The organism is uncultured Mucilaginibacter sp., from assembly GCF_903893715.1.
GTDB lineage: Bacteria > Bacteroidota > Bacteroidia > Sphingobacteriales > Sphingobacteriaceae > Mucilaginibacter.
The window spans coordinates 1-20,723 of the sequence record NZ_CAITNG010000157.1 but is presented as its reverse complement, the minus strand read 5'-3'; the positions used below and the strand labels follow the sequence as shown (position 1 = coordinate 20,723).

Below are 20,723 nucleotides of genomic sequence, written 5' to 3'. Positions count from 1 at the left end.
TTGTATGTTTGTATCAATAATTGAAACAAGCGATGCGAATTTTAAACCATTGTATAAACATACCCCGCTTTAAATGTGCCCCCGTAAAGGGAATACTCATGTGTTGCAGTAGCTGATGGACAGCCTTCGGAAAACGCGGCCATTGCCGCAAGAGTTCAATACAAATTATCCATATAACACATTAACATTATTTAAAAGCTATCATGTCAACCCGCACTACATTCCCTCAATTCGATATATTGGAGATATTATTAGAACGCGATTTTGAATTTAAACACTATAAGCCACTAAGACCGGTAAACCAGGGCCAAACCATTTTCGATTTTACGTTCTCGAAAGATTTTGGTCGTTGGGCGCAATTCGTTGTGGGGGCCGAATCGCGCGGACCGGTTTTTTATAACCACCTGTTAAGCAAGCCGCTGGTGGTTGCCTTTTACTCGCAAAATTGGGGTAAAAAAGGAGAGGAGCAACTGTTGCGTTTAAACAACATACAACACGAAGTGAAAGCCAAAGGTGGCAACCTGGTAGTGGTTAGTCCCGAAAGGCACGAGCAGCTATCCAAACTTGCCTGGGACCAAAGCTTGTCGCTTAATTTTTATTTCGATACCAATAACAAGCTGGCCAAACAGTTCGGCGTTTACGACGAAAAACGACCCGTTTGGAATCAGTTTAGCGGTATAGATAACGAAGCGCCACTATTGGCAACATACGTTTTAAATCCGGCAAAGCAGGTGGTGTACGATCATATCGACTGGAACTTTGAGGATACTTTTAACGGCGACGATGTGATTTCGGCGGTATACAGTGCCGGGGTGTACAAAGCCGAGCTCAGGTCGGCTTAACGATTGGTTGAGTATTTGCGCTGAACTGATGGGGACTGGGACTACATATTTGGCTATTGCCATACCGTTCTTTATTTTGCTGATGTTGGGCGAATATTATGTTTCAAAAAAAAAGAAGCTAAACGTTCATAACCTGCACAACTCCATTGCCAATATCAGCATTGGCATTGCCGAACGGCTTACCGATATCCTGGTATCGGGAACGTTCTATTTTGTTTACGATGATTTGCAACACCGCTTTGGTATATTTCATATCAAACCGGGCATTGCAAGCTGGATAATACTTTTACTGTTAACTGACCTCATATGGTATTGGTATCATCGCCTGGCGCACGAGGTAAATATCTTCTGGATGGTGCATGTGGTTCATCACCAAAGCGAAGAATTTAACTACACAGTATCGGCGCGAATAACGGTACTGCAAGCCCTCGTGCGCACAGGCTTTTGGTGTTTATTGCCCATTGTTGGTTTCCCTGCGCCTATGATAGCTGTGATGTTGCTTATTCACGGCCTGTATCCCTTTTTTGTGCACACCCGCGTTATTGGTAAGTTGGGTATATTGGAGAAGATATTGGTAACTCCCTCACATCACCGGGTTCACCATGCCTGCAACGAGCAATATTTGGATAAAAACTACGGCGATGTGTTCATCATCTGGGATAAACTCTTCGGCACCTTTGCCGAGGAACACGAAGAACCTGTTTATGGCCTCACCAAACAGTTGCGCACCTATAGCTTTTTATGGCAGCATTTCCACTTTCTTTTCGAACTGGTGTTGACCATAAGAGCCCAAACCTCGTTCAAAAACAAACTGAAGGTCATCTTCGGTAGCCCAACCTTGATCGACCCGCGGGCACGTCTCCGTGCCGAGCGCATATTTCGCGTTAAGCAAACAAAAACAAGGCTTGGCGAAGGCCTGAACAGCTATGTAATATGGCAGGTAATATTGCTCATTGCATGCCTGTCGGCATTTATTTACTGCACTCCGCAATTGGGAGTAATGTTTAAAGGCTTGTTCGCAATTTTTACCATCCTGAGCCTCATTAATTGCGGCGCCATTATGGAGCAAAAAAAATGGGTTTTTAATGTGGAGTTTTTACGCTTACTCGTTGTCATCAGCATTGCATGGCCTTATTGCCGGGATGTTAACATTGCGCCTGCGATTATTGTTACGGGTTTGTTGTTATTGATATTGTTTTATCGTACTGCTCAAAAAAAGTATCTCAGGGTAGTCTACGCTGTAAAGTAGTCATACTCTAACAACCGATCATTTGCTTTCGCGAAAGGTATATCCTATATTGGCTTAGCAATCACTGTTATTATCAACCCAATGCTGATGAAGTTAAGATATTCTGGACTTGCCATATTCATACTGCTGGGCATAAGTATTTGCAACGCCGGTATACCACCCGGTAAAAGCAAGGCAAAACCGCTTACCGGCCCTACGCTGATTATCCTCGGCACTATTCAGGATGGCGGCTCGCCGCATATCGGCTGTAATAAAGCTTGCTGCAGCGACCTCTTCCTGCATCCCGACCCAAAACGAAAAGTAGTGTCGCTGGGTATCATCGATCCGGAAAATAGACAAACCTGGTTGTTGGAGGCCACGCCCGACATGCCTGACCAAATGAAAATGCTTAAAAACGCATCGGGCTTTAAAACAACTGAAACGCCCGATGGCATATTTATTACCCATGCGCACATAGGCCATTATACGGGTTTGATGTATTTAGGTAAAGAGGCACTCAACTCGGCCAAAGTACCGGTATACGCCATGCCGCGAATGAAAACTTACCTCGAAACAAACGGTCCCTGGAGCCAGTTGGTCAATCTCAATAACATCCTGCTCAACCCCCTGGCCGATGGACAAGCTATTACCCTGAGCAACAACATCAAAATAACCCCATTCCTGGTGCCGCACCGCGATGAGTATTCCGAAACGGTAGGCTACCTGATTGAAGGCCCACACAAAAAGGTACTGTTCATTCCCGATATCAACAAATGGGGTGTTTGGGGCAAGGATATCATAAAAGAAATAGCCAAAGTCGACTATGCCTTTATCGATGGTACTTTTTACGATGGCAACGAACTGGGCCTGCGCAACATCGCCGAAATACCGCACCCCTTCATCATCGAAAGCATGAAACTGATGGCCACCATGCCCGCTTCCGAAAAATCTAAGGTACATTTCATCCATTTTAACCATACCAACCCGGTTATTAACTTAAAAAGCAAAGAAGCATTGACGGTGCTGAAGAATGGATTTTTTATATCGCAGTTTGGGAAGAGGTTTAATTTATAATACAATAAGACACTTGCGCTCGTTTGCAACGAGCGCTTAACATGGTTTAGCGTTTGCAACGCCCTCTCAAAGCGACTGAAACCCTAAATCCAAAATTTCCACATTCAATAACCTTTGCTCACCTGCATAATTCTTTGCTGAGCTATAAATGTAATGCTCCGGTTCCTCCACAATTTGTGCTGTAACTGGGTTCTGATGAATATAATTCAACTTTTGCGCTAATATTTCCGCTGTATCACATTCAATGGCATGATAACCATCCTGCCAAACTTTATAGTCCGAAATACGGACATTAAACTTAGCGTGATATTTAAAACGGTAAAGCATCCAATCGCGGCGACTTTCGTTTTCTTCCTCTATAAGTTTGATAAGCTTTTTGTTGGTATGCTTTTTAAAATCGCGAACAATGTCGGGAAGCTTAGCCGGCAAGGTTGCCGATGCCAATAAATGCAGATGGTTGGTCACTAAGCAATAGCCATATAGTTGCAAGCCTTTATGTTGCTGACAGTATTTTAGCGATTCAATAATTAAGTCTTTATAAACCGGCCGGATAAATATATCCACCCAATCAACTATTGTAAAAGTGATGAAATGTATCTCCTCGTGGTTGCGGACACGGTATTGGTCGGACATGGGTATCGTTTTGATAAAGATAACGGATGTGCGTTGCAAACGCAAACCCATGTTAAGCGGCTCGTTATAAACGAGCGCAAGTTTGTTTTTTTAAAGATAAAGATTATATTGGACTATGAAATCTTTTAAACTCTTTGTGTTTGTTTCTTTTATTTTGGTGTCTTTAAAATCAAACGCTCAACAATTATCTTTCGAGCAATTGAAAAAACTTTTGAATCGACCAGAGATAAGTGATGGTCTTTTAATATCATACAAATTTGAAAGAACAAGTGTGGAATGGAAATATTGGGGCTATTTAATTACCGAATATAAAAGCCCTGACAAAAAATGTTTATTGGAAATAAGTTCTACGAGTCAATCAATTATATGTTCAGTCCTAACTACGGATAGCACTTACGTTAAAAGCTTATTTAAACAAGGGATTAATAATGGTAAATTTATTAAAGACAGAGCGATAGTAAAAGATAAGGGAGGAAATTTAGGGAGTTTGAATAGTGGTTCATTTAATTTCAAATCCTCAAAAAAGAAGATGGTTTATACAAGATAGTATTTAGTAAGTCTTATAAATAATGGTCGTTTACTATGTAGACTTTTTGTCGTTAACTTGCTGAAAATATAATTGTTTACATTTGTTGCAAATCGAAAAGAGATGAAAAATGATAAGATTGAAACAGGTGATAAAGCAATTTACAAAGGTGATAAATCTGTAATCTTTAATGTTGGAAAGATTGGTGTTATAACAGCGAATTGTCAATATTTTAATGGTAGAGATGGAAAAGATAAAAGCATTGATTTGCCTATTGCTGATTTAACATTATTTAGAAAAGGATAATAAGTAAGCACATTCCTCTTGCGCTCGTTTGCAACGAGCGCTTAACATGGTTCAGCGTTTGCAACGCCCTTCCCAAACCCTTTTTAAAATTTCACTAAAACCTTTCCGTCCAAAAAACTATCTTTGCCCATGCAAGAAAAAATCATCATTCTTGACTTCGGGTCGCAATTCACGCAACTCATTGCCCGGAGAGTAAGAGAGCTCAATATTTACTGCGAAATCCATCCTTTTAACCACGTGCCCGAGTTTGATGGCAGCGTAAAAGGCATTATCCTTTCGGGAAGCCCGTATTCGGTCAGGCAGGATGACGCACCCCATTTCGACTACAAACGTTATAAAGACCAATACCCCATCTTAGCTGTTTGCTATGGTGCCCAATACCTGGCCCATTTCCACGGCGGGGAGGTACAGGCATCGAGCACCCGCGAATATGGCCGTGCCAACCTGCAATATATCAAGCCTTTTAACCCTTTGTTTAAAAATGTTCCGGCAAATTCGCAGGTATGGATGTCGCATGCAGATACCATTGTAAGTATAGCCGATGATTTTGAAGTAATAGCCAGTACCGATACCGTACGCGTTGCAGCTTACCAGGTTACAGGTACAAAAACCTACGGCATACAGTTCCACCCCGAGGTTACGCACAGCACCGATGGCAAACAACTGCTCCAAAACTTTTTGGTGGATATATGCCATTGCGTTCAGGATTGGACACCCGATTCCTTCGTGGAAACCACAATCGCCGAACTTAAAGCCCAATTGGGCGATGATAAAGTTGTGCTCGGCCTTTCGGGCGGTGTCGATTCATCGGTTGCGGCAGTATTGCTGCACCACGCCATCGGCAAAAACCTGCACTGCATATTTGTTGACAACGGCTTGTTGCGTAAGGACGAGTTCCAATCCGTGCTCGATTCGTACAAGCACATGGGCATCAATGTAAAAGGCGTAGATGCAAAACAACGTTTTTACGATGCTTTGGCAGGACTATCCGACCCGGAAAAGAAACGCAAAGCCATAGGCCGCGTGTTCATCGATGTATTTGATGACGAGGCACACCGCATTACCGATGTAAAATGGCTGGGCCAGGGCACCATCTATCCCGATGTGATCGAATCTGTATCCGTAAAAGGGCCTTCGGCTACCATTAAATCGCACCATAACGTTGGTGGTTTGCCCGATTTTATGAAACTGAAAGTGGTTGAGCCGCTAAAAACTTTGTTTAAAGATGAGGTGCGGAAAGTAGGCCGCAGCTTAAAAATAGACCAAAACATCCTCGGCAGGCACCCTTTCCCGGGGCCGGGCCTAGCAATACGTATCTTGGGCGAGGTTACGCCGGAGAAAGTTGCCATATTGCAGGAAGCCGATGCGATTTATATCAACAATTTGAAGTCTGCCGGGTTATACGATAAGGTTTGGCAGGCGGGCACCATTTTCCTTCCGGTACAGTCGGTAGGGGTAATGGGCGATGAGCGTACTTACGAAAACGTAGTTTGCTTGCGCGCTGTCGAATCGTTGGACGGTATGACGGCCGATTGGTGCCATTTGCCATACGACGTGCTGGCCAAAATATCAAACGAGATCATCAATAATGTTAAAGGGATTAACCGGGTAGTTTATGATATCAGTTCGAAGCCGCCGGCAACCATTGAGTGGGAATAAATGGTTTGTGTTTTTATGTATGGGTTTGGTTTTAGGTGCTTGTTCGCCTAAAATACAACCCACTGCAAAGCCGCAGTTGCCACCACCTGTTTCGGTGCAAAAACCTGTTGTACCGGTGCCTGTAACGGTAGTTCCGGCTGTGCAAACGCGGAACATATCATTGTTATTGCCTTTCGACCTGGCACAATCAGACACACCGAGCGATGATGCCATATTGGCCATAGATTACTATCAAGGCTTTAAATTCGCGCTCGATTCATTGACTGCCAAAGGCTATAACTATAAACTGCAGGTTTTCGATTCCAACAGCAATGCAGCCGGGGGGCACAGCCTGGCACAAAACCCTAAGGTCCGCGCAAGCGACCTCATTGTCGGCCCTGTTTTCCCCGAAAGTTTAAAACAATTTACCGTGGCAACGGCCACGGTAAATAAACCTATTATATCGCCGCTTTCACCCGCGCCACCGTCCGACTATAAAGACGCCAACCTTGTTACCATAATGCCGCCATTGGCCTATCATGCCGTTTATACCGCCAAGTTTATTTTGCAGCGGATGAAGCCGGTCAAAATATTCCTGCTCAAATCCGGTTATAGCGAGGAGAATAAGTTTATCCTTCCCTTTGATCATGCTGTTGATACCATTGGCAAGGGCCGGGTTACCATCATACCCATAACCGTAGTACACGGCAACCTGGATGCGCTGATACCCCAGCTATCCAAAACCGGCGAGAATATATTCGTGATACCCGCTACCGACGAGCCTTTTCTGTTGGCCACTATGCCCTCGCTCGATAAATTGGCGCAAAGTTACCCCATAACGGTGTTCGGGCACCCTAACTGGCTAAAAGCAACTTACCTGCAACCCGAACTATTGCAAAGGCTTAAAACCCACATCACCACAGCTGACAGGATAAATTATAAATCACCCCGCGTTAACGATTTCATCCGTAATTACAAAAAGATTTACCATATTGAGCCGACCGAATATGCCATTAAAGGTTTCGATGAAGGCTATTATTTGGGCGGCCTGTTAAGTGTTGATCCTGCAAAGTTTAAGCAACTCGACCAGTATAATTACAGCGGCTTGCTTAACGATTTCAATTTCAAAAAAACAGAAGGGAATGGCTGGGTCAATACACAAGTCAGGATGCTGCTTTATCAAAACTTTGACCTTAAGCCCGTTGAATGAAAGCCTTTAACCAGTTAAAAACATTCGAACGTATTTTGGATGAATATCCCGGCGATACTCCTCTTGGAAAGTTTTTGCCTGGCTTTTACCGTCAAAACAAACAGATGGGCTCAACCGACAGGCGCATTGCCAACAGGCTCATCTATAACTATTTTCGCTTAGGTAGGGCTATTCCTGATGTCGAGCCGCAGGAGCGTTTGTTTGTCGCTGAATTTTTATGCAATACTCAAGGCAATTCTTTTTTAAGTCATTTTAAACCCGATTTTGCTGCTTGCATAGGCTTCAGTTTAGACGAAAAACTGACTATTGTAAAACAAGTTTACCCCGGTTTTAAGCTAACAGACGTTTTTCCCTGGAGCAGCGAACTTTCGCCATCCATTGACAAAGAAGCATTCCTCAAATCATTCTTCACCCAACCCGACCTCTATATCCGCATCTTGAAAGGCTGCGAAACACAGGTAAAAGCTACGCTGACTGATGCTGCAATTGCCTTCCGCGAAGAAACAACTCACTGTCTGGCCCTGCCCAACGGTACCCGCTTAGAAAACATTTTCCCGAATCAGCATTGGTTCGAAGTGCAGGACCTGTCATCACAACAAACGGCCGACTATTTTCGACCCAATAAGTGGGAACATTGGTGGGATGCCTGTGCCGCTTCGGGCGGGAAGTCACTATTGCTGCACGACCTGCAACCCGATTTGAAACTGGTCGTGTCCGATATCCGCGAATCTGTACTCGCCAACTTGCGCGAACGTTTTCAACAAGTAGGCCTAATTAAATACCAGGAAAAAATACTTGATCTCACCAAAACCGTCGACCCCGAACTGCACGATTACGAGTTCGATGGCATTATATTAGATTCACCATGCTCAGGCTCGGGCACCTGGGGTCGTACCCCGGAGATGATCGCCCAATTTGAAGATTACAAGATACAAGCATTCAAAAACCTGCAACAAAGCATTGTGCGCAATGTCGTCAAATACCTCAAGGCCGGTAAACCCCTTATTTATATCACGTGCTCAGCCTTCAAAGCCGAAAACGAAGATATGGTAGACTTCTTGGTAAACGAGTTTGGTTTTAAAGTGGAAGAGCAAGCAACGCTAAAGGGTTATGAGCATAAAGCAGATACAATGTTTGTAGCGAGGTTAAGTCAAACCGTATCAACTTAGTGAAGTTCGGAGTAGTCTGCACTGGCGTGGCAATCTTAGCAGATATTTAGCATTTGCACATTTGCACATACACACATCTACAAATGCGTATTACTCCTAAATAGTTTAATTGCTATCGCCAGCAATATCACTCCAAATGCCTTCCTCAATATTTCAAGCCCGGTTTTGCCCAATATCTTTTCTACGTAATGGGTATTTTTCAAAACGATAAACACAAACAACGTATTCAGTACAATACCCACAACAATGTTCTGCGTTTGGTATTGCGATTTTAGTGAGAGAAGGGTGGTCATGGTACCAGCCCCGGCAATGAGCGGAAAAGCCAATGGCACAATTGATACCGAAGTTACTTCAGAAGCCAGTTCTTCTTTAAAAAATTTATGACCCAAAATCATCTCGAGCGCAATAAAAAATATAACCAGCGAGCCCGCGATGGCGAAAGATGCGATATCCAGGCCGATGATGCTCAACAATTGATTTCCTAAAAACAAAAAGAGCACCATTAATATCAATACCGCTATCGATGCCCTTTCGGCATCAATGCTGCCTGCTTTACGCTTCAATTCGATAATAACGGGTACAGTACCCACCACATCGATAATAGCGAAGAGGATAAGCGTTACCGAGGTAATCTCGCGGACATTAAAGGCATTTAAAAAATCCATGGCTTAAAGGCTTTATGCTGCAAAGCTAAACCAAATTTAAGGGCAAAAAAAATCCCGGGATTTAATGCCCGGGATTTTAGAAGTATTATTCAACAAATTTCGGATTCGGCGGATCGTTCGCAGCTTCCGGTTTTCCATGCCTCACATGCGATTTCTTAATGCTATAAGTAAAGTAGATAACAAAACCAATGCCCATCCATATAAACAGACGTAACCAGTTTTGCGTGCCTTCGCTACCCATCATTAAAAGACATATTAATGCACCGAGCGGGCAAACGATATAGTATAAAGGCGTTTTAAACGGACGTACCAATGTGGGGTCGGTATGACGTAATATCATGATGCCCAAACAAACCAGCACGAATGCGAACAAAGTACCGATACTTACCATATCGCCCACAATGCTATCCGGAATAAAGCCTGCGAATAACGACACCATCACAAAGAATAACCATTGCGATTTATACGGGGTACTAAATTTAGGGTGAAGTTTCGAGAATATAGGAGGAACTAAGCCATCAATACTCATGGTATAAAATACACGGGTTTGACCAAGCAACATCACCAGGATAACGGACGAAAAACCTGCAAGTATAGCCACCGTTACCAATTTTGCCAACCAACCATAGCCCGTCATAACGTGAGTAATAGCATAAGTAACTGATGCTTCTTTACCCTGCACCAAAAAGTCTTTATACGATACCAGGCCAGTCAATACGTGCGAAAACAATACGTAAAGTATGGTACAAAATGCCAATGATATCAAAATACCTTTTGGCATATCCCGTTGCGGGTTCTTGGCTTCCTGCGCTGCGGTGGATACAGCATCGAAACCAATAAAGGCAAAAAACACCACACTGGCGCCACGCAATACGCCCAGCCAGCCATGATTAAAGGTATCGGCATAGTTTACAATACCGGTATTGGTTTTAACAGTTCCTGCATCGGCAGGGATAAAATATGGAGTGTGGTTTGCCGGGTTGATAAAGCCCCAGCCTAAAGTGATGATCAATAATACGATAGCTACCTTGATAATAACGATCACGTTGTTTACAATGGCCGATTCGGCAGTTCCTTTTATCAGCAGCAGCGTAAGCATCAATAAAATGAATATAGCCGGAAGGTTGATGATGCCGTGCGCACCGACCTCAGAAGCATACATACCTGTTGTAGTTGTGGAAACCTCAAAAGGCGAATGCGACAACGCGAAAGGGATATGGCAATTGAAAAAGGTTTCGAGGAACGTGTTAAAGTATTGCGACCAGCCAATGGCTACGGTAGCGGCACCCAAAGCGTACTCGAGCACCAAATCCCAACCGATGATCCAGGCGATAAACTCGCCCATCGTGGTATAGGAGTAAGTATAAGCTGAACCTGCAATAGGTATCATACTGGCAAACTCAGCATAACATAAACCGGCCAGTGCGCAACCTGCGGCGGCAATTAAAAATGAAATAGTTACTGCGGGTCCTGCGTGTTCGCCGGCGGCTGCCGCGGTCCGTACAAAGATACCGGCTCCTATAATAGCGCCAATACCCAGTGCGATAAGGGAACTAACACCGAGTGTACGTTTTAAGGTCTTTTCGCCCTCTTTCGAGGCGGCCATTAATAGTGCAATTGGTTTTTTAATAAATAAGCTCATCAGTCAGTATGTGTTTTTAGTTTAATGTCTTTCCAAACATAATCAATTTTATGATAAATAGAAAAGGGATCCCGTTGACGGAATCCCTTTTAAGTAACAATTTGAATAGTTTTACTGATATTTTACGGTATTTAATTTCGTAACCACAGCAGCGGTAGGTTTTGCCTGAATGATAATTGCCGGTTTTACATAAGCGTTCGGCGGAATTTGTTTCGAATTTAAATGCGGTGCGATAACCAACGAAACAATCGACATCAGTTTGATAAGGATGTTCATTGACGGGCCGGAGGTATCTTTAAACGGATCGCCTACGGTATCGCCTGTTACCGAAGCTTTATGTGGCTCCGATTTCTTATAGAACATCTTGCCATTGATCTCCACTCCTTTTTCGAAGGATTTTTTTGCATTGTCCCAAGCGCCGCCGGCATTGCTCTGGAAAATACCCATCAGCACACCCGATACGGTAACTCCTGCCAGCAAACCGCCCAATACTTCAGGGCCTAATAAAAAGCCAATCAGGATAGGAGTGAGCAGTGCGATTAAACCCGGGGCAACCATCTCGCGGATGGAGGCTTTGGTTGATATAGCCACGCATTTTTCGTACTCCGGCTTAGCTTTGTATTCCATAATGCCCGGAATCTCGTGAAACTGGCGACGTACTTCTTCAACCATCGCCATAGCAGCACGACCCACGGCCGATATGCACAATGCCGAAAAGATGAATGGAATCATTCCGCCCACAAAAAGACCGGCTAAAACATCGGCCTTATAAATATCTATATGTTCGATACCTGCAACCCCGACAAATGCCGCGAATAAAGCCAGGGAAGTTAAAGCTGCCGAAGCGATGGCAAAGCCCTTACCGGTTGCAGCGGTAGTATTGCCTACGGCATCCAGATTATCGGTCCGTTCGCGCACTTCGGGTGGCAGGCCGCTCATTTCGGCAATACCGCCTGCGTTATCAGCAATAGGTCCAAAAGCGTCGATAGCCAATTGCATAGCAGTGGTGGCCATCATACCTGCAGCCGCAATGGCAACACCGTATAACCCCGCGAAATGGTACGAACCAAAAATACCTGCTGCTAATACCAAAATTGGCAATACCGTCGATTCCATACCCACGGCCAAACCACCGATGATATTGGTAGCATGCCCGGTTGACGATTGGCGTATAATACTTAGCACAGGGCGTTTGCCCATAGCTGTATAATATTCTGTGATGATAGACATTAGCGTGCCCACAACCAAACCTACCAGTATGGCCATAAAAACGCCGTTTTTTGTAAAGTGCGATGAGCCTTCTTTTAATAAGCCATTCGCCATATCGCGGCTCATGTGGAACTCACCATCAGGCAACATCCATTGTACAATAAAATAAGTGGCAACGGCGGTCAACACAATTGATGTCCAGTTACCAATGTTCAATGCTTTTTGTACACTGTCGGTTTCGCTTTTAATGCGTACCATGGCCGCGCCCACAATCGAGAACACTAAACCCAAACCAGCTATCACCATGGGCAACAATACAGGGGCAATACCGCCAAAATTGTCTGTCGATATGATTTCGCGGCCCAGCACCATCGTAGCTAACATGGTTGCTACATACGATCCGAATAAATCGGCCCCCATACCGGCTACGTCGCCTACGTTATCACCTACGTTATCGGCAATGGTAGCGGGGTTGCGTACATCATCTTCAGGGATGCCGGCTTCTACTTTACCCACTAAATCAGCACCAACATCGGCAGCTTTGGTATAAATACCACCGCCAACGCGGGCAAACAAGGCAATCGACTCGGCGCCTAACGAAAATCCGGCCAAAACATCCAGTGCTTTTGCCATTCCTTCGCCATTAACATCCAGGCCTTTGCTGCGTACATATACGGTATAAAAAACAATAAATAACGATCCTAAACCAACAATGGCCAAACCTGCTACGCCAAGTCCCATAACGGTACCGCCCGTAAACGACACCTTTAAGGCTTTTGCTAAACTGGTACGAGCCGCTTGGGTAGTGCGTACGTTAGCTTTGGTTGCAATACGCATACCTATGTATCCGGCGAAAGCCGAAAGGAATGCGCCAACCAAAAAAGAGATGGCGATAACCGGACTCGATGTAGCCACCGTAGTACCCGACCAGGCCAGCAATATACCCGCCAGAACCACAAAATAGCTCAATACTTTCCACTCGGCGCGTAAAAACGCCATGGCGCCATCGGCAATATAGCCCGAAAGCTCCACCATATTGGCATCGCCTGTTTCTTGTTTGGTTACCCATGCCGATTTGATCAGCATCGCAACGATGCCGACAAGGCCAAATGCTGGAATTAAATAAATTAAGTAGGTGTTCAAAAAATCCATATAACGCGTTTATTCGGTAAAATTGGTTTATTACTTTTTCAAGGACGGTAAAAATAAGCAGAACAAGCTAATTACCAAATTTAATTTCTGCATTTTGGCAGTACCTTGTTGCATTGGGATTCATTGCCGCAGGGTTGAAAAGTTTATTTGGCAAGGGGTTTATAATTTTTATTATTTATACGACTAAAGCTTGCCAAACTGTTTAAAAAATGACTATTATCATGAAAAATTAATCAATTTCATTTTCGACTGATGCTCAGCGATATAAAAATTAATTTTTTTAAATAGATTAGTAGCTTAAACCCTCATCACCAAATGGAGCAACAAACTCAACCACAGGAAATGAAACGCGAATTGGGACTACTCGACGGCACTATGCTGGTAGTAGGCTCTATGATCGGTTCCGGTATTTTTATTGTGAGTACGGATATTACGAGGTACGTAGGCTCTGCAGGTTGGCTTATTGCTGTTTGGGTAATAACCGGATTTATGACCCTGACCGCGGCGGTTAGTTATGGCGAGTTAAGCGCTATGTTTCCAAAAGCCGGTGGGCAGTACGTTTATTTGAAAGAAGCGTACGGAAAATTTGTTGCCTTTTTATATGGTTGGAGTTTCTTCGCGGTAATACAAACCGGGACTATAGCGGCAGTCGGTGTGGCCTTTTCAAAATTTGCAGCCTATCTTTGTAAGCCTTTAAGTGAGGATAACATACTATATTCATTGCAATTAGGGCTCGATAAATCGGGCAGTCCTAAGCTTTTTACTATAAGTGCAGCGCAAGTAGTTGCCATTGTACTTATTGTTCTCCTTACCTACATCAATACCCGTGGTGTTAAAGGTGGAAAAGTTATTCAAACCACATTTACTCTAACCAAGCTTCTAAGTTTGTTTGGACTGATAATTTTTGGTTTTATTGCGATTAAAGGCGATATATGGCATGCTAACTGGAGCAATGCATGGAACTTACACGGCTTGAATAAAGATGGAAGCGCTAGTTTATTAAGCTATACAACACCTATTGCCTTAGGTGCAATCGCAGCATCGATGGTGGGCTCTATATTCAGTAGTGATGCATGGAATAACGTAACCTTTATAGCCGGCGAAATGGTTAATCCAAAACGCAACATCGGCTTAAGCCTGTTCTTTGGAACCTTGATCGTAACATTGATATATGTATCTATCAACGTAGTTTACGTTGGTACTTTAAGCATGCACGATATTGCAAGTGCACCAAATCGCAGGGTAGCATTGGAAGCCTCACAAGTTATCTTTGGATCTATTGGAACGTTAATTATCGCTGTGATGATCATGATATCAACCTTCGGCTGTAACAATGGTTTAATAATGTCGGGTGCGAGGGTGTACTATAGCATGGCTAAAGACGGTTTGTTTTTTAAACGCACCGGCAACCTCAATAAATTTGCAGTGCCTCAGTTCGGACTGTGGATACAATGTGTTGTTGCCTCGATATTATGTTTGAGCGGTGCTTACGGCGATTTACTGGATATGATTTCATTGGTAGTTGTAATTTTTTACATTCTTACAATTTTTGGCATCTATATACTGCGCGTCAAACGACCTGATGCAGAGCGACCATATAAAGCTTTTGGTTACCCGATTCTACCAGCCATATACATCTTAATGGGATTAGCTTTTTGTATTTTATTGTTAAGATACAAATCCGAATACTCGACAGGTGGCCTATATATTGTTTTAACCGGTATCCCGATTTATTTCGTAGCAAAAAAGTATTTTAAGAACGATGAGGAAATTACTGTTACTGATTAGTTTTTGTTTACCCGCATTCGCCCAGGCGCAAACACTGTCACAAAGATTGATCAATGCCTTCGGCAAACTACAGCAGGACAGCCAATGCCGTTATGCATCAGTATCTTTAACCGTGCTGGATGCCAAAACCGGCGAACCCATATTTGCAGCCAACCCTGATATGGGGATGGCTACGGCATCAACACTCAAAACCATCACTACCATCACCGCCTTTAATGTTTTAGGCAAGGATTACCAGTTTAAAACCGACCTGAACTACAGCGGCAACATCGACGCTAATGGCATCCTTAACGGTGACCTGGTAATAAAGGGCAGCGGCGACCCAACCCTGGGCAGCTGGCGCTACGAAACAACCAAAGAGGCCGTTATATTAAGCACCTGGGTGGATGCCATCCGCAAAGCGGGTATCAAACACATCAACGGGCGTATAGTGGGGGATGTATCCCTGTTCGATAGCCAATCGATACCCGATGGCTGGATATGGCAGGACCTGGGTACGTATTATGGCGCCGGTACGTCGGCCCTGTGCTGGCGCGAAAACCAGTTCGACATTAAACTGCATACCGGCTCACCGGGCGACCCGGTAACCGTCACGGGCACGGTACCCGCCATGCCATACCTCAGTTTTAAAAGCGAACTAACCACGGGCGACCCGGGCACAGGCGACAATGCCTACTCATACCTGCCGCTGGCTAATAACCTGATGTATCTGCGCGGCACCTATGCCAGCGACCAAACAAAACACAGTATATCTGCCGCTGTACCCGACCCGGCCTTCGACGCCGCCTTCCGCCTTACCGATACCCTGAAACGTTTGGGTATTGATGTAGCAAACGACGCTCTATCTTCACTATCGGCTGCCGAACAGAGAATTACTATCGCGCCTGCCGATAAATTATTAGTAAGCTATTATTCACCAAAACTGAGCCAAATTATCTATTGGCTCAATCAAAAAAGTATAAACCTCTACGCCGAGCAATTGTTAAAAATGATTGCCATTGGCTCCGGCAAAAAAGCATCTACCGATAATGGCATCACCGCCCTGCACGACTTTTGGAAGGCCAAAGGTATCGATCCGCATTCGCTTAATATTATTGATGGCTGCGGCCTATCGCCGGAGGACAGGGTAACCACATCCACATTGGCTCATATCTTACAATCAGCCCGCGGCACTGACTTTTTCCCCGAGTTTTACGAAAGCCTGCCCACTTACAACAATATGAAGATGAAGAGCGGCAGCATTAGCAGGGTATTGTGTTACGCGGGTTTCCATACCACACCGTCGGGGCGCGAGGTTTGTTTTTCCATTATGGTAAACAACTACAACGGCAAAACGTCAGGTATCAAACAAAAAATGTTTACCCTTTTGGATGAGTTAAAGGCCCCCTAAAGGGGGAACTCTTTAGCAAGGTGGATACGTTTTACACCACTTCTGCCACCACAAAAGTACTCCCGCCAACGAATACGAGGTCGTCGTTATCAGCAGCTTGTTTAGCGCCGGCAAAAGCAGTTGCCACATCGGCGTACGCCTCGCCATGCAAACCAAAGCTTTCTGCTTTCTGCTTTAAGCTTTCAGCATCCAACCCGCGAGGTATATCGGGCCGGCAAAAATAATAGATGGCGTCCTTTGGCAGCATAACCAAAACTTTGCTGTGGTCTTTGTCGTTTACCATGCCTATCACAAAATGCAATTGCTTAAATGGGGTATTGGCTATGTTTTTGAGCACCTCGGCAATACCATCCGGGTTATGCCCGGTATCGCATATCACCAGCGGGTTATGACTAAGTATATCCCAACGGCCACGCAGTCCTGTGAGGGTTTTAACCTGTTTTAAAGCATCCGAAATATGTTGTGATGTTACATTGAACCCTTGCGACGTTAACTCTGTTATAGCCCTTAAAACAGTTTTTAGGTTTTTAGTTTGATAGGAACCAGTTAGATCGAGTTGCAGGTTGTGAGTGGTAAGTTGTGAGTTTTTGTTGCGAATAGCAACCTTCAAACTTTTGATTTTTGACTTTTGATTTTTGACTTCTTCCGACCACTCTTCCGACGCAAACACCAAAAGCGCACGTTCTTTTTTTGCTTTCGCGATAAAAACTTCGGCCACTTCTGGCTGGTATTCACCGATCACAATCGGGGTATTGTGTTTAATAATGCCCGCCTTTTCGCCCGCGATCAGTTGCAACGTATCGCCCAAAATATTCATGTGGTCCCACCCGATATTGGTGATGACGGATAGAAGCGGGCTGATCACATTGGTCGAATCCAATCTTCCCCCCAAACCAACCTCAATAATGGCGATGTCTACCTGCTCTTTAGCAAAAACATCAAAAGCCAAAGCCACTGTCATCTCAAAAAAGGACGGCTGTATTTCATCAAAATCACTGTGATGGGCATTTACAAAATCAATAACAGTTTGCTCGGAGATCATCTTACCATTAACGCGTATGCGCTCTCTGAAATCCTTTAGATGCGGCGAGGTATACAAGCCTGTTTTATACCCGGCTGTCTGCAAAATAGCCGCCAGCATGTGTGATGTTGACCCTTTACCATTGGTGCCGCCCACATGCACGCTTTTAAATTTGTGCTGCGGGTTATCCAGTTTAGCGCAAAGTGCCAGCGTATTGCCCAGATCCTCTTTATATGCAGACGCACCAACTCGTGTAAATACGGGCAATTGGGTGTACAGGTATTCGATGGTTTGTTCGTATGTCATCAATTAAGGCAAAGTTAAGTTCTTATCATGAACTATAAACCATGATCCATGAACAAAAAACTTAATCCACCTTAAATCTAAACGTCATCTCCCCATTCTGGTAGCCCGAGGCATGGGTGGATGATGTAAATCTGGAGTTTTTGATAGCGGTTTCGCAAGCTTGTATCAGGTCAAGCGGTGCCTGGGTTTTACGTCGGTTAAAGTCGGTTGCTATTACATTGCCGCCTTCGTCTATCGTAAAATCTATCACGACAACACCGGGCACGCGGTGTACATTTTTTACATCGGGTGTACTTACAAAATTCCATTGCGGCAGGTTCAAGCCATTGCCCGAGCCTCCAGGCCCGTAATCATCGCTCAGTGGCGACCCATTGGCACTACCCTGGTTGCCGGGTGTATTGGTGTTGCCATCACCCTGGCCGGTACCATTATTGCTCATGCCTTTAAACAAGGCCGCTTGGTTTACCTTAGGTTGCTTTGTGTTTTTTTGCGATGTTGTGGCTACTGTTGTACTCGGTGTTTTGCTGTTATCGGTAACAACCGGCGCGTCTTCTGTATTCTGGGTTACTACCTTTTGGTCGCTTTTTTCGGCTACCGAGGGGTCTGTTTGCGTGCTGGGGTTAACCTTTTCGGGTTTGGTATGATTTGCCTTTTCCGACTGCGAAGGATCTTCCAAACTGGTAATATCATTACCCATACCCTGGTCGCTGGTGCCATAGTTTACCAGGATCCCGCCAATGCCTTCGGTTTCTTTGGCAGGTAGCGAAATACTGATCAAAAAGCAAATAGCGAACAGAGCACCGATGATAACGGTGGTAAGCGCGAATGCTTTCGGATAATTATTTTCTTCCCGGTATTCCATTGTTTATTTGGGCACAGTGGCCAATACCAGCTTAATGTTCAATTTTTGCGCTACATCCAATACCGAAACTACATTTTGGATGGCCACGGTTTTCTCCACATACAAAACAATAGTCAATTGGTTGGCCTGTTTACTGTATGCGCTTAAGGTAGTTGGCAGGTCGGCCTCTTTAACTTCTTTTTTCTCTACGTAATATTTCAGGTCCTGCGTAATGGATACCGTGATGGTTTTTTTGGAGATAGATTTACCCGAAGCCGATTTTGGTAAGGCCAGTTTGATTACATTCGGGTTGGTAACCGTCGACGCTATGAGAAAAAACAGCAGCAGGAAGAACATGATGTCGTTCATGGCTGAAGTCTGCATCTCGGCTTTGGTGCGCTTGTTTCTTCTGCTTAAATTCATTTGCTGGGTTCTTCTAACAGGTCAATAAATTCAATGGCATCGGTCTCTAATTTCAATATCACCTTGTCCACCATAATGTTCAACACGTTGTACAACACATAAGCTACCAGGCCAACCACCAAACCCGCTGCCGAAGTGATCATTTTCACATACAAACCACCCGATATGGTAGCAAGGCTATAATTATCCGTGTTCGAGATATCAAAAAATATCTTGATCACACCGATGATGGTGCCCACAAAGCCAAACATGGGTGCAATACCCGCCACGATGCCCAGTATCGGAATATTTCGTTCCAGTTTGGATACTTCCAGTTTGCCAATGTTTTCTACAGCCCCTTCAATATCCTTAATTGGCCTACCAATGCGTAACAAGCCCTTTTGCAACATACGGCCCAATGGCGAATTGCTGTTTTTGCAGATCGCGATAGCCGAATTTAAATTACCCGAATGGATGCTCTCGCGTACCTGTATCATCAGGCTTGATTCATCCTTAGCCGCTTTGCGGATGGTAAAATACCGCTCAAAGAATATTACCAGACCCAGTACAGCCAATATGCCGATGGGTATCATCACCCAACCGCCCTTTACCAATAGGTCGCCTATGCGCAGTTCTTGCGGTGGTGTAGCCAATGCCGCTCCAACATGGTTTGCGGTATCAATCAATTTTTTTGCCGTATCGGCTCCTGCTATTTGCAATAATAAACTCATGGTTTTTGGTATGGATATTTTTGTACAGAGATCTCGTTTAATGGTCGGTCAAGTTCTTTCAGTAATTTCAGGCGGTTTGACTGAGCTGAGTCCGCAATGAAATAAGTGCCAATATTTACAAAAAATAATTTTTTGGAGTTAGGCTTCCTTCTCACTTCAGTCTGCGGGAAACCCATTTTGATATAGCGCTGTGCTTCTTGTTCGGCACCTTTTTGGGTTGGCAATGCTGCCACAACTACACCAAACGTATCTACCGCAGCAGTTGTGGGGACACTTGTAGGTGTTAATTGTTTTGGCGCAAGGGTATCGGCAGCTTTGGTGCCGGTATCATGCTGCGCCTGTATGGCATTGCCCAACGAATCGGTAAGCGATACTTTGTTTACAGGCCTAACCGGAGGTGCCTTTTTCTGAGATAAGGAAGGTATAATATAATTGAACAGTTCAGGTTTGTACCGGTATAAGCCAATCAGGCCAAATCCTAAGAACACGATAACAATGGATAATATAAGCCAAATATTGACACCTTTTTTTTCTTCTTCTTCAACTTCAACCACTTCTAAATCTGCCGTCGGCTCTGGAGCAGTGTGGATGTGTTGTATCGGTTGTGCAGGTGGTTCAGGTTCGGGCGTAACCACAATAGGTTCTTCAACTATCGGAGGGGGTGGTGTAGGCTCGGTAACTTTTGGTGCTTCTTCTGTTCGTGGTTTAGTAAAAAAGGGCGACTTGGGTTGGCTCACCGGCGCTTCGTAAACTTCATGCTTAAAAGCGCTGCTCCTTTTTAGTTTAACAGGCATCAGTCCGTAAAAAAGTTCATAACTTTCGTTCAGACTGTTCGACTCGAACGCAAGCTCGTTACGGCGGGTGCTGAAAACGCCCATTTTTCCAAGCGGAACATTGTTCGTTTTGGCCTGTTCTTTTAACGTAGCAACAAATTTTTCGATAAAATACCT

Annotated in this window: 19 protein-coding genes; 10 read left to right on the top strand and 9 right to left on the bottom strand. The window is 44.4% G+C overall.

Annotated features, from left to right (window positions below):
- Nucleotides 1-203: 203 nt before the first annotated feature.
- From QZX97_RS18845 to QZX97_RS18835, 3 genes are all read left to right on the top strand, one after another.
- Complete coding sequence (locus QZX97_RS18845) at nt 204-842, top strand: redoxin domain-containing protein (protein WP_295648489.1); 639 nt, start codon at nt 204-206, stop codon at nt 840-842.
- A gap of 28 nt (nt 843-870) precedes the next feature.
- Nucleotides 871-2,091 (top strand): sterol desaturase family protein, encoded by a 1,221-nt coding sequence (locus QZX97_RS18840; protein WP_295648486.1) that lies wholly within the window; start codon nt 871-873, stop codon nt 2,089-2,091.
- An 87-nt stretch (nt 2,092-2,178) separates the two neighbouring features.
- Nucleotides 2,179-3,144: an MBL fold metallo-hydrolase gene (locus tag QZX97_RS18835; protein WP_295648483.1), complete on the top strand. Its 966-nt coding sequence runs from the start codon at nt 2,179-2,181 to the stop codon at nt 3,142-3,144.
- Nucleotides 3,145-3,210: 66 nt separating this feature from the next.
- Here QZX97_RS18835 and QZX97_RS18830 read toward each other — a convergent pair whose 3' ends face one another.
- Nucleotides 3,211-3,828: a transposase gene (locus QZX97_RS18830; RefSeq protein ID WP_295648481.1), complete on the bottom strand. Its 618-nt coding sequence runs from the start codon at nt 3,826-3,828 to the stop codon at nt 3,211-3,213.
- 64 nt (nt 3,829-3,892) lie between these two features.
- Here QZX97_RS18830 and QZX97_RS18825 point away from each other — a divergent pair, with 64 nt between their 5' ends.
- The 5 genes from QZX97_RS18825 (at nt 3,893) to QZX97_RS18805 (ending at nt 8,626) form a co-directional block, all read left to right on the top strand.
- Complete coding sequence (locus tag QZX97_RS18825) at nt 3,893-4,324, top strand: hypothetical protein (RefSeq protein ID WP_295648479.1); 432 nt, start codon at nt 3,893-3,895, stop codon at nt 4,322-4,324.
- Nucleotides 4,325-4,426: 102 nt separating this feature from the next.
- A complete protein-coding gene (locus QZX97_RS18820) occupies nt 4,427-4,609 on the top strand; it encodes a hypothetical protein (RefSeq protein ID WP_295648477.1) in 183 nt (60 codons plus the stop codon).
- A gap of 129 nt (nt 4,610-4,738) precedes the next feature.
- On the top strand, nt 4,739-6,268 hold the full coding sequence (gene guaA / locus QZX97_RS18815; RefSeq protein ID WP_295648475.1) for a glutamine-hydrolyzing GMP synthase: 1,530 nt from the start codon (nt 4,739-4,741) through the stop codon (nt 6,266-6,268).
- A 19-nt stretch (nt 6,269-6,287) separates the two neighbouring features.
- Entirely contained in the window at nt 6,288-7,457 is a 1,170-nt protein-coding gene (locus QZX97_RS18810) for an ABC transporter substrate-binding protein (RefSeq protein ID WP_295648472.1), read from the top strand.
- Nucleotides 7,454-8,626, top strand: coding sequence for an RsmB/NOP family class I SAM-dependent RNA methyltransferase (locus QZX97_RS18805; protein WP_295648470.1), 1,173 nt, complete (start codon nt 7,454-7,456; stop codon nt 8,624-8,626). Before QZX97_RS18810 ends, QZX97_RS18805 begins: the two co-directional genes overlap by 4 nt.
- 77 nt (nt 8,627-8,703) lie before the next feature.
- Here the strand turns inward: QZX97_RS18805 and QZX97_RS18800 are convergent, their stop codons facing one another.
- From QZX97_RS18800 to QZX97_RS18790, 3 genes are all read right to left on the bottom strand, one after another.
- Nucleotides 8,704-9,291: a MarC family protein gene (locus tag QZX97_RS18800; RefSeq protein ID WP_295648467.1), complete on the bottom strand. Its 588-nt coding sequence runs from the start codon at nt 9,289-9,291 to the stop codon at nt 8,704-8,706.
- Between the two features lie 85 nt (nt 9,292-9,376).
- Nucleotides 9,377-10,933 (bottom strand): amino acid permease, encoded by a 1,557-nt coding sequence (locus QZX97_RS18795; RefSeq protein WP_295648464.1) that lies wholly within the window; start codon nt 10,931-10,933, stop codon nt 9,377-9,379.
- Between the two features lie 111 nt (nt 10,934-11,044).
- Nucleotides 11,045-13,294: a sodium-translocating pyrophosphatase gene (locus QZX97_RS18790; RefSeq protein WP_295648461.1), complete on the bottom strand. Its 2,250-nt coding sequence runs from the start codon at nt 13,292-13,294 to the stop codon at nt 11,045-11,047.
- A 315-nt stretch (nt 13,295-13,609) separates the two neighbouring features.
- Here QZX97_RS18790 and QZX97_RS18785 point away from each other — a divergent pair, with 315 nt between their 5' ends.
- A complete protein-coding gene (locus QZX97_RS18785) occupies nt 13,610-15,082 on the top strand; it encodes an amino acid permease (protein ID WP_295648459.1) in 1,473 nt (490 codons plus the stop codon).
- The gene (gene dacB / locus QZX97_RS18780; protein WP_295648455.1) at nt 15,057-16,472 is read left to right on the top strand and encodes a D-alanyl-D-alanine carboxypeptidase/D-alanyl-D-alanine-endopeptidase; all 1,416 of its coding nucleotides are present in this window, start codon (nt 15,057-15,059) and stop codon (nt 16,470-16,472) included. The genes QZX97_RS18785 and dacB overlap by 26 nt, the downstream gene beginning before the upstream one ends.
- 31 nt (nt 16,473-16,503) lie before the next feature.
- On the opposite strand, the gene QZX97_RS18775 is transcribed toward dacB, so the two are convergent.
- The 5 genes from QZX97_RS18775 to QZX97_RS18755 all read right to left on the bottom strand — a co-directional run.
- Nucleotides 16,504-17,799 (bottom strand): folylpolyglutamate synthase/dihydrofolate synthase family protein, encoded by a 1,296-nt coding sequence (locus tag QZX97_RS18775; protein ID WP_295648452.1) that lies wholly within the window; start codon nt 17,797-17,799, stop codon nt 16,504-16,506.
- Between the two features lie 61 nt (nt 17,800-17,860).
- Nucleotides 17,861-18,661, bottom strand: a complete 801-nt coding sequence (locus QZX97_RS18770; protein WP_295648448.1) for an energy transducer TonB — start codon at nt 18,659-18,661, stop codon at nt 17,861-17,863.
- 3 nt (nt 18,662-18,664) lie between these two features.
- Nucleotides 18,665-19,063 carry a biopolymer transporter ExbD gene (locus QZX97_RS18765; protein ID WP_295648444.1) on the bottom strand — a complete coding sequence of 133 codons (399 nt, stop codon included), beginning with the start codon at nt 19,061-19,063 and terminating at the stop codon, nt 18,665-18,667.
- On the bottom strand, nt 19,060-19,773 hold the full coding sequence (locus QZX97_RS18760; RefSeq protein WP_295648441.1) for a MotA/TolQ/ExbB proton channel family protein: 714 nt from the start codon (nt 19,771-19,773) through the stop codon (nt 19,060-19,062). The genes QZX97_RS18765 and QZX97_RS18760 overlap by 4 nt, the downstream gene beginning before the upstream one ends.
- Nucleotides 19,770-20,723: hypothetical protein (locus QZX97_RS18755; protein WP_295664919.1), on the bottom strand; the 954-nt coding region annotated here is incomplete at its 5' end. The genes QZX97_RS18760 and QZX97_RS18755, both read right to left, overlap by 4 nt.